The sequence below is a fragment of the Streptomyces sp. WAC06614 genome (assembly GCF_003949795.1).
Classification (GTDB): domain Bacteria; phylum Actinomycetota; class Actinomycetes; order Streptomycetales; family Streptomycetaceae; genus Streptomyces.
On sequence record NZ_RPRY01000282.1, the window covers coordinates 1 to 8,806 of the forward strand.

Here is an 8,806-nt window from a genome sequence, read left to right on the forward strand (position 1 = left end):
GGCATGGGCTCCTCGAACATGGGGCGGGGGTCATCGGGTCCGTCCGGAGGCGGTAGCGGCTGGGGCGGCCGGCGCCGAGCCGGGCAGTGACGTGCCCGGCCGGGCTGGGGCCGTGGTGCGGTCGGCGAGCTCTGCGCGGGTGTGCAGCAGGTGCGCAGTGATGGGACCGAGCCGCTGCTCGGCCAGGTAGCGCATATGGGCCGCGATGCGCCGGTCCGCAGGTCCGCCGAGGCCGTCGTAGACAGCGGCCAGGGAGTGGAGGAGCTGGTCCAGGGAGGCGAGGATGCCGTCGTGCGCGGCGGTCACTTCCTCCAGCCGGTCGGAGACCTCGGCCGGGCTCGTCGCCTCGCGGATGGCGGCGGCGAGGTTGGCAATGGACCGGCCGTCCGTCACGAAGCGGTCCTGTGTCGCCGGTGTCGCGCATTCGGCGTCCGCCTCGACGCGGTACCCGGCGGCTTGGAGCCGGGCGACCGCGAGCTGGGCCACTGCGGCCTGGTCCTCCGGCGCAACGGTCGGTGACATCCGGTGCCAGGTCATGCCGTGAACCTCGCGGAGGAAGAAGGTGCGTTCCAGGATGCCGTGGGCCAGCCCGTCACCGCCCCGGGCGATGATCAGGGCGGTGTCCGCGTCCCGGGCGACGGTGACGGGTGCTGCCTTGCGCGGGGCGGCTGGCCCGTTCACCGGTCCGCCACCCGCGATGCGGCAGGCGCCTGTACCGGCCGGGTCGGCGCGACGGAGGCCGCAGGCGCGGGAGGGTGGAGCCGGGAGGCGATCTCGCCCAGCTGCTCCTGCAGCCCGTACAGGCGACGCGCGGCCCAGAACAAGTCCTGAGCAGCGGCGTCTGTTTGGTCGCCAGGCAGGGCGGCGGCCTGGCGGCCGACCTCTTCGACGAGCTGTCGCACGGTGGCGATCGGGCCGGACTGCTCGGCAGCGAGCTGCCGCAGAATTCCAGCGAGTGGGCTGGTCGCGGTCGGAACCCGGGGGGAGATGGCGACCGCCGGACCGGCCGAAGGGGCCTGGGGGCCCGTATTCCGCGGGGGGCTGGGGTGCAGGAGGAGATCGGCCGCGAGGCGCCGCTGCTCGGTGAGCAGGGCCTGCGCGAGTCGGAGGGGAAGGGCACTCCAGGTACCGTCGCCACGTATCAGGTTGCCGATCAGGTCCAAGCGGCCGGCTTGGCCCTGGACGGCGATCCACCGGCAGGCCGCGTCGTCGCCGGGCGGCGCGATACCGGCGGCACGGGCGAGTCGATAGCCGATCTCCTGCCACTCGGCGTGGTTCAGCTCCCGGTCCAGCGGATGCAGGTACGCGGTGATGTGGAGGATCGCGCGCCGGTCGCCGTCGGGCCCGGAGGCGAGCGGGTGCTCCAGCGACGGGTTGGCGAGGTGGTTGGCCCACGTCGCCGACTCCCATATCCGGTCGTCGTCGGTGTAGTGGTCAAGCTGGTTCCAGTGGGCCACCACCGTGCCGCCGGGCTCGGTGGTCAGGCCCTCTTCCATGCTGATCTCGCGGCCGAGCGCCTCGGCGAGTGCTTCGCCGGCGGTCGCGTCACGGGAGTGGACTTTAATGATCATGGTCTCGCTCGGGGTCGGGCATATCGGGGGCCGACTGGAGGCCGACGCCTTCTCGCATCGGCAGGACGGCTGTGGTCAGCGCCCGGGTCTGGCGTCGGCGATGTGGACGAGCTGGTGGAGCGCGGTCAGCGAGTACCAGTTGCAGTCCACGACCTCCTCGCTGTCCCCCAGGCGCTTGACCAGGTACTCCCGCAGCGCTTTCTGGTGCATCAAGCACTCCGGGCACCGCTTGGACAGGTGCACCAGGTAGCGGGGGTGGGCTGTGACGTAGGAGCGGTCGCCTCCGTTGGGGTCGAGCAGCCGCCACCCGTCCTCGTCTGTCGGGGTGTGCCAGGAGTCGACCACGACCTTCATCGCATCGCCCCACAGCTCTCCGCCGGCGGCGCCCTTGAAGATCACGACGTGCTCGCCGGGGCGGAAGTGCTGGTGGGTGATGTCCCGCTCCGGGGTGAGCGGGTCGGGCGGCAGATACACGGGGCGGGTCTCGGGCACGGAGGGTCCTCCACGAAGGCGCTGGGCGGCGGTGGAAGACAAAGGGTCCGGAGAATCCCCGGTTTCCGAAACCGGGGATCGGCGGCTATATTGCGCGCCGCGCACCTACCGGAACGGGTTCTCCGTGGGCCGGTCGCGGTCGTCGGCGGCCTCCAGCAGCTCGGGCAGATCGGTCCCCTCGGCCTCGCGCTGGTCGACCCACCACCCTGCCCGCGTCAGCAGCCGGACCTGCTCCTCCAACTGCGCCCAGTCGGCTTCGTCCCACGTACCCTCGGTGACCAGCGCGGCGTATGCGCGGGTCACCAGCTGGTGGCGGGTGCGCTCGCCCCAGCCCAGGATCTTCTCGGGACCTTCCAGGGGCGGCATGTCGAACTGGGTTGCCCAGTCCGCGGCGGCGGCCTGTTCGTCCGCGCGCTTGGCGGCCAGCCATTCGGCCGTGCTGGCGGCATCCGCCTGGTGATCAGCCCGCCAGCAGTCGGTGCACTGCCGGGCGGCAAGCCATCGAGCGTATCCGGCGCGCTGGTCCGCCGAACGACCGCTCAAGTCGTGGGTGTTGGCGTGTCCACAGCTGTGGATGACCTCGAAGGATGTGGGGACCCCCGGGGAATTCCGTTTGATGGGCTTCACGTTCGAGGTCGGGCTGCTGGTCTGGGGCTTCAATTCAGGTGCCTTTCGTTGGCGGTTGGGGTGGTGGCCTGCGTCGTTGCGGAGGGTCGTGCATCAGATGCACGATTCCTACGGCGAACGGAAGTGGCCTGGAGTGCTTGACGGTGGTCTCGGGACGCTTCCGCCTTCTGCGTCGTCTCAGCGTGTCCTGCGGATGGCCTCTGTGGCCGCCGCAGCGATGGCGACGGGAGCGCTGGAGGGCCGGGGCAGGTGCAGCAGGGTGGTCCCCGGCAGGTGCTGGGAATTCGCGGTGAGGGTGAGCTGGAGTACGGCGCAGCCAGCGGTCGTGAGCTGCTTGACGCGGGTGACGGCTTGAGCGGTTTCGTCGCTGTTGTACCGGGCGTCGGTGACGATCACGAGGAGGCGGCCGGCGCCGGGGCGGCTGAGTTCGAGGCCGTGGTCGAGTGCGTCGATGGCGTCGCCGAGGTTGTGACTGCCGCCGTTGGCTTTGAACGTCGACACGCGCTCCGGTGCCCGGTGGGTGGGCCGGGTCAGTGCGGTCAGGTGCCTGTCATAGGCGATGGTGGCGGTGCGGGAGTCGGGGTCGGTCAGGGCTGCTGCGCGTGCCACGATCCAGGCAGCGGACGCGACGGGCGCGCAGGCGGCACGCATGGAGCCGGAGACATCGACGGCGATACCCACACGCAGCGGTGGGGTGGGGGAGTTCCGGCGGCGGGTGTGGGTGAACGGTTCCGCGGTGGGGACCGACCCGGCCGCGCGCTGAGCGTCACGGGCGAGGGCCGCGCGCATGTTGAGGCGGCCAGGCGGGGTGGGGCTGGTGGTCTGCTCCTCGGTCCGCTCACGGTAGGCGGCGGCACGCAGGGCGCGGCTCAGGCGCGAGGCGGCACTCTGCTCGGCGGCGGTGGGCCGGCGGGTACCGGTGACCGGGTTGCTGCGGGGCGCCGGTGTGCCGTCGGGGCTGACGGTGCCGCGGGCGTTGAAGACCGACTTGGCGGTGGCGGCGGCTTGGCGTCGCTGGCTGGCCCGCTGGGCACGGTCCTGAGCCTGTACCTTGGACTGTGCGGCCATGGCGTTGTTCGCTGCTGCCTGTTCCGCGAAGTCGGCGGCGTCGGTGGCGGCCGTGCTGTCCATGACGACTCCCACGGCGCCGGACAGCAAATCGACGAGGTTCTCCGGCACGGGCAGGGCGGGGGCCGCGATGTCCAGAGCGTTGCACCATTCCTGACCGTGCGCGAGCATGGTCGTGGCGTCGTGGTCGGCGCACTGGTGCGCTGCGGTCCAGATGTGGGTGAGGGTGGTCAGCAGGTCTGCGCCCAGCACCTTTTCGCACAGGTCGGCGACGGCCCGGGTCTCGCCGGCGTCCAGGATGCCGACGTCGCGGCGGCCGAGGATCAGGGCCGCCACGGAGGCGGCGTGCTCGATGCCCGGGAGGGTGGGGTGGGCGATGTCGGGCATGACCAGGGTGCGGGCACTGGTGCGCAAGTACGTGCGGTCAGTGGGCCGCCTGGTCAGGTGTGCGCCTTCGGCGCGGCTCTCCTCCAGCAGGAACGCGGCCTCGACGACCCGGGGGTCCGCTCCGGCAGGCGGTGTCCAGACGGAGTGGGCCGCGTGCGCGGCCTCGTGCACGAAAACTCCCCAGGCGGCGGGGTAGCGCTCCTCGTCGCCCACGATCCGCGGATGGATCTCGTGGGCCTGGAGCGGGGCGAACAGGCCGGCGTCGAACTCGACCTCGCCCAACGTGGGGTAGAACGCGGCCGGTGCCCCGCTGCGCGTGCCGGGGCGGCAGGTGACGAGGAGGTCCTGGCGGCCGGAGAGGGCGACCAGCCGGTCACCGAGCTCGGCTCCCACGCGCAGCCACACGTCCGGGGAGGAACGCGGCTGCGCGGGCGGGGCGCCGTCGTCGTCCCATCGCGCGAGGTCAGCTTCGTCGTCCGGCGTGGTGGCGGGGTACTGGACGTGGTGGTGGGCGCTCATCGCGAGCGGCCCCGGTGCGCGGAGACGGTGCTGCCCGGAGGCTTTCGGGCGGCTGAGGTGGGAAGCTGCTTGCCGAGGGTGAGGGGCGCGATCTTCTTGACGCCGACAGCCTTGATGACGGCGTCGGCGACAGCGTCGCGATCCTCCAGAGGAGCGATGCCGACCAGGTTCGCGAGGGCGGCGTTGGTGCCGAGGACGGCCTCGGTCTTCTGGTAGCTGAGCAGTTCGCGCAGTTGGGGGGCCCAGCCCAGCTCGCCGAGGTCGACCTGGCGGGAGAGGTGTCGGGCGACCCGGACCACCCGGGCATCGATCTTCAAGGCCAGGGCGAGGTCGTAGTCCGTGCCGATCTGGATCTGCACGCTGAACCGGGACGACAGCGCCTCCGTCAGAACGGCACCGTGGACGCCGGGATTGTGGCCCGCCACCACGTAGAAGCCCGGCTCGGCCTTGATGATCTCGCCCTTGTGGGCCTTGACCTGGATCTGCCGGCGCCCGTCCATCGCGGGATACAGCGCCGCCAACACCTTCGGCGAGATCAGAGTGGCATCGTCGATCAGCAGGGCGCGGCCCTCGGTCATCGCGGTGACCAGCGGACCGTACTGGAAGACGTAGCCTCCGCCGTCGGCCTGCGTGTACTCGCCGATCAAGTCGCCGACCGTGGTGTCGCCATCACCGGCGACGGTCAGCAGGTCCGGGAACGCCGCCTCCACCAGCGACGTCTTGCCGGTGCCCGGAGGACCGTAGAGCAGCACCGGCACGTCGGCGTCGCGCAGGCGATTCAACGCCTCGACGTCGGGCAGGTCGGCCAGCTCCCGGGGGTGGTAGAGCTGGCCCCCCGCGCGGCGGATCGGGCCGGTCTGCCTGGGCGTGGCCGCCGCGGGAGTCGTCGTGCGGGTCGTGGCCGCCTGGGTGCGGGGGGCGTGGGTGCCCGGCGGGCTGATCACAGCGGTCTGCGCGGCTGCGGCGGTCTTCGCGTTCGCACGGAACTCCGGCTGTCCCGTTCCGCTTTGGTCGGCCTCGCCGCGTCGCACCAGTGTGAGCGCGGCGTTGCGGACGGCGCCGTGGGAGTGGCCCAGCTGCCGGGCCATGTCCCCGATGGTGAGCGTGTCCGCCGGCCGGTCGGCCAGCAGTCGGGCCACCTTGGCCCGTAGTTCGCCGCCCTTGGTCCGTGCTGGACTGGTAGGCGTTCCGGGTGTTGTCAAAACGAGGGTCCTTCAACAGGTATGGGAGCAAGCGGGGTTGGCGATGCGCTGGAGGGGCTGGCCGCTCTCGGGGCGGATCACGGACTGTGCCGACATCGGCGACCGGGCCAACCGAGGCGTACGTCGGCGCTCACCGGCCGAGCGGGGGCTCAGTACAGGTGCAGGGGATGGCCGGCGACGAGCAGCTTGCTGGCTGCCGAGCAGGACCTTGCGTCCGCTCCGTACCGGGTTCCGTTGCGTGGCAGCCGCAGCTTGGTGTCTCTTCGAAGCCGTCCTGGAGCAGGATCCGCCGGGCGGCGGCGTTGTAGCCGGTGGTGGTGATCTCGCCGGTGATGCTGTGCCGGATTGGTATGAACGGCTCTGCTGGTGCTTCGGGCAAGGCGGATCTCCTATCGGTGGTGGAGGGAAGGTGGTGGGGTGGCGGTCGGAGGCAGGACAGGTGGCCTTGGGCGGGGACGTGGGCGAGGCGGTCTTCAGGTCGGGGAACGGTGCCCTGTGATCACCGGGCTCGGTGGGCAGCCGGGGAGCGGGCACCGAGGGCGGGTACGGGCACGGACGTGACCTGGGGGCCGTTTACCCGGTGCTGCGGAGGCCGGGCGGCAGCGGCTCGGGCGATGCGAGCCAGCCGTTCGGCCGCAGAGTTCGCTCGGATCGGGGCGTTCGGCGGGGCGGTTTCCGCTGGATCGAGGGAGAGGTCCGCGTGCACGGTGAACCCATGTCGGCGCAGGTCATGGACGGTCTGCCGGGCACGACGCCGCAGGTCGTGATCGGGCTGGGTCAACCGGAACAGATCCGCGTGGCCTGGTACGGGTTCGAACTGCTCGCGCTCCAGGTACCAGGCCGCGAGGTGCGCAGTGATGGCTGTGGTGGGACGGGCGACCACACCGTGCTCAGCGTGCAGCCCGAAATGGAAGTGCGGTTGCATGGGGGCGTCCTGATGGTTGGGGGATCATCGACTGCGGGGTGCTCGCCCGGGGATGGAGGGCGCCGCTGTGGCCGCAGGAGGAAGTGCAGGTCGGACCGTGCACGTAGGGCCGACGGGGCGGGAGGCTCGGGCTTGCCGCAGCAGGGCCGGCGCGTCCGCCCGCCACTGGCGGAGACTCTCGGCAGTGCCTGGAGCCAGTGCGGCGGGCGAGGACGGTGCCGCCGGCCATGAAGAGACCGCCGCGTCAGGCGGGAGCAGTTGGGAGAGGCGGTCCAGGGAGGCGGTGTCCTCGGTGGCCGCCGAGGGGCGGGTGCGGGAGAGGAGCTCCGCGGCGTGGGGGCGCAGTCGGCGCCACTCCACGGAGCTCTCTTCGAGGTACTGCTGCTCGGTGTGTCCGAGCATGGCCGGGTCCAGGCGGATGCCGTCGGTGTAGTTGCCGGATTGCTGGATCGCCGTCCACGCCGCATGCAGTTCCTCGAGCTGCCATGTGCTGCTTCGACGGCGGCTAGGAGACGGTCGTGGACGGCCTGCTCGTACGAGGGCAGGGACGTTCCGGTGACCAGGCGGACCGCATGGGCTGTGTCGGCGGGAAGCACGATCGCACTGGGGGCGTGCGGGTCGGCGTAGTTGTCGTCGAAGGTGGCGCTGGCGAAGGCGCCGAGAAGGTACTCGTCGGCACGTCCGGGCCGTTCGACCAGGAGGAGATTGGTGCCGGCGCCGTTGGTGAGCTCGGCGGCGTACGGGATACGGGCGTGTTCGACGGAGTCGACGAGTTCGCCGGTGTCCCACAGGAAGGGGACGAGGTCTTCCTGCCATACGGGGTGGGCGTAGACCTCGACCTTCACCGTCCACTCCCCGGGCAGGCGGTCGGCTAGTGCGGTGGCGTAGTCGCCCAGGTAGGTGCGGGGCCCGCCGAAGAGGTGGACACGGTGCCGGCGAGCAGTGTCGGCAAGGGCGCGCAGGATGGGTGTGGCGGTTGTCCACGTCGCGCAGGGCGTACGTGCCGTCGGGGCGCCGCTCGAATCCGGGCGTGAGCTGAAGAGCGGTCTCGGCCCACCGGTACTGCTCGCCCAGGGCGACGGCGACCAGACCGTCGGCCGGGCTGAGAGCGAGGATGACCTGTGCCAGGCCCCTGGCACGGGACGTCGTACGGTCGTCCATGCTCACGCCCGGCGGGTGAAGGCGTTGCGCAGGCCGTGCCCGAACGCGTGGGCATGGCGGCGGGCCGCCAGCTCCAACTCCTCGTACTGCGCGCCGCGGGTCATCTGCCCGTCGTGCTTGCGGTACCGGTAGACGGGCAGCCGGAGCAGTACGCCGGGCGCCAGCGTGGTGACGCCGACGGCGGCCATGTAGTCCTCGCCCTGGACGAGGCCGCCCATGCCGCCGGCTGCCCGGACCAGGCGGGTGCGGGCCAGGATGGTTGTCGGTCCGATGGGAATGGTGTCCTGCGGCCGGGGCCAGTAAGTCACGACGTCGCCAGCGGCATGGTAGCCGGGCGGGGCCGGGCACTCCCATAGGCGCCGGGAGCCGTCCGGCAGCAAGTCCTCGCTGTATCCGGCGACCCACCCGAGGTCGTCGGTGAAGGTGTCCAGGCGCACGCCCAGGCTCCAGTCGGGGAAGACGTCATCGTCGTCGGCCCAGTTCACGAACTCGGTGCGCACCTCGTTCAGGCCGAGGTTGCGAGCGCAGGCGGCGCCGACCGGGCGGGGCAGGTACGAGGGTCCTGACCCGCGGGTCGGCGGTGATCGGGGCAGGTACGAGGGCGGGGTCGGCGCCGTCGAGGACGAGGACTGCCTCCCAGGGCGCGGATTGCCGGGTGAGGCTGGCGTGCATCTCCTGCAGGTAGGGCAGGCGTTCGGGGCGGAGCTGGGTGGCGATGACGACGGTGATCTGTGGGGCGGACAGGGACTTCTCCGGAGTGCGGTCCATGGGCGGGGCGGTCAGCGGGTGATCCGCGATCGGGCGGGTGCGGGTGCCGGGGCGACCGGCTTGGTGATCTTCAGCGGGGTGGCGGG

At 71.6% G+C, this 8,806-nt stretch carries 9 protein-coding genes and 1 pseudogene; 2 read left to right on the forward strand and 8 right to left on the reverse strand.

Features of this window, described 5'->3' with window-relative positions; genetic code table 11:
• Positions 1 to 30: 30 nt before the first annotated feature.
• The 7 genes from EF918_RS27785 to EF918_RS38595 form a co-directional block, all read right to left on the reverse strand.
• Entirely contained in the window at positions 31 to 681 is a 651-nt protein-coding gene (locus tag EF918_RS27785) for a hypothetical protein (protein WP_125651676.1), read from the reverse strand.
• Positions 678 to 1,571 carry a hypothetical protein gene (locus tag EF918_RS27790; protein ID WP_125651677.1) on the reverse strand — a complete coding sequence of 298 codons (894 nt, stop codon included), beginning with the start codon at positions 1,569 to 1,571 and terminating at the stop codon, positions 678 to 680. The genes EF918_RS27785 and EF918_RS27790 overlap by 4 nt, the downstream gene beginning before the upstream one ends.
• 75 nt (positions 1,572 to 1,646) lie before the next feature.
• Positions 1,647 to 2,063 (reverse strand): hypothetical protein, encoded by a 417-nt coding sequence (locus tag EF918_RS27795; RefSeq protein ID WP_125651678.1) that lies wholly within the window; start codon positions 2,061 to 2,063, stop codon positions 1,647 to 1,649.
• Positions 2,064 to 2,168: 105 nt separating this feature from the next.
• Positions 2,169 to 2,606: a hypothetical protein gene (locus tag EF918_RS27800; RefSeq protein ID WP_312847871.1), complete on the reverse strand. Its 438-nt coding sequence runs from the start codon at positions 2,604 to 2,606 to the stop codon at positions 2,169 to 2,171.
• Between the two features lie 261 nt (positions 2,607 to 2,867).
• Positions 2,868 to 4,664: a hypothetical protein gene (locus EF918_RS27805; protein WP_125651679.1), complete on the reverse strand. Its 1,797-nt coding sequence runs from the start codon at positions 4,662 to 4,664 to the stop codon at positions 2,868 to 2,870.
• Positions 4,661 to 5,803, reverse strand: coding sequence for an AAA family ATPase (locus tag EF918_RS27810; protein ID WP_185921949.1), 1,143 nt, complete (start codon positions 5,801 to 5,803; stop codon positions 4,661 to 4,663). Before EF918_RS27810 ends, EF918_RS27805 begins: the two co-directional genes overlap by 4 nt.
• A gap of 193 nt (positions 5,804 to 5,996) precedes the next feature.
• On the reverse strand, positions 5,997 to 6,218 hold the full coding sequence (locus tag EF918_RS38595; RefSeq protein ID WP_125651683.1) for a hypothetical protein: 222 nt from the start codon (positions 6,216 to 6,218) through the stop codon (positions 5,997 to 5,999).
• A gap of 1,091 nt (positions 6,219 to 7,309) precedes the next feature.
• On the opposite strand from EF918_RS38595, the gene EF918_RS27820 reads away from it, so the two are divergent.
• Positions 7,310 to 7,666, forward strand: coding sequence for a hypothetical protein (locus EF918_RS27820; protein WP_125651681.1), 357 nt, complete (start codon positions 7,310 to 7,312; stop codon positions 7,664 to 7,666).
• Positions 7,667 to 7,954: 288 nt separating this feature from the next.
• Here EF918_RS27820 and EF918_RS27825 read toward each other — a convergent pair.
• Positions 7,955 to 8,624: pseudogene (locus EF918_RS27825) on the reverse strand (glycosyltransferase family 2 protein).
• Between EF918_RS27825 and EF918_RS37765 the strand changes: the two are divergent.
• Positions 8,619 to 8,806, forward strand: a 188-nt coding sequence (locus EF918_RS37765) for a hypothetical protein (protein ID WP_221889763.1), incomplete at its 3' end; no start/stop codon positions are given. The pseudogene EF918_RS27825 and the gene EF918_RS37765 sit on opposite strands and share 6 nt — an antisense overlap.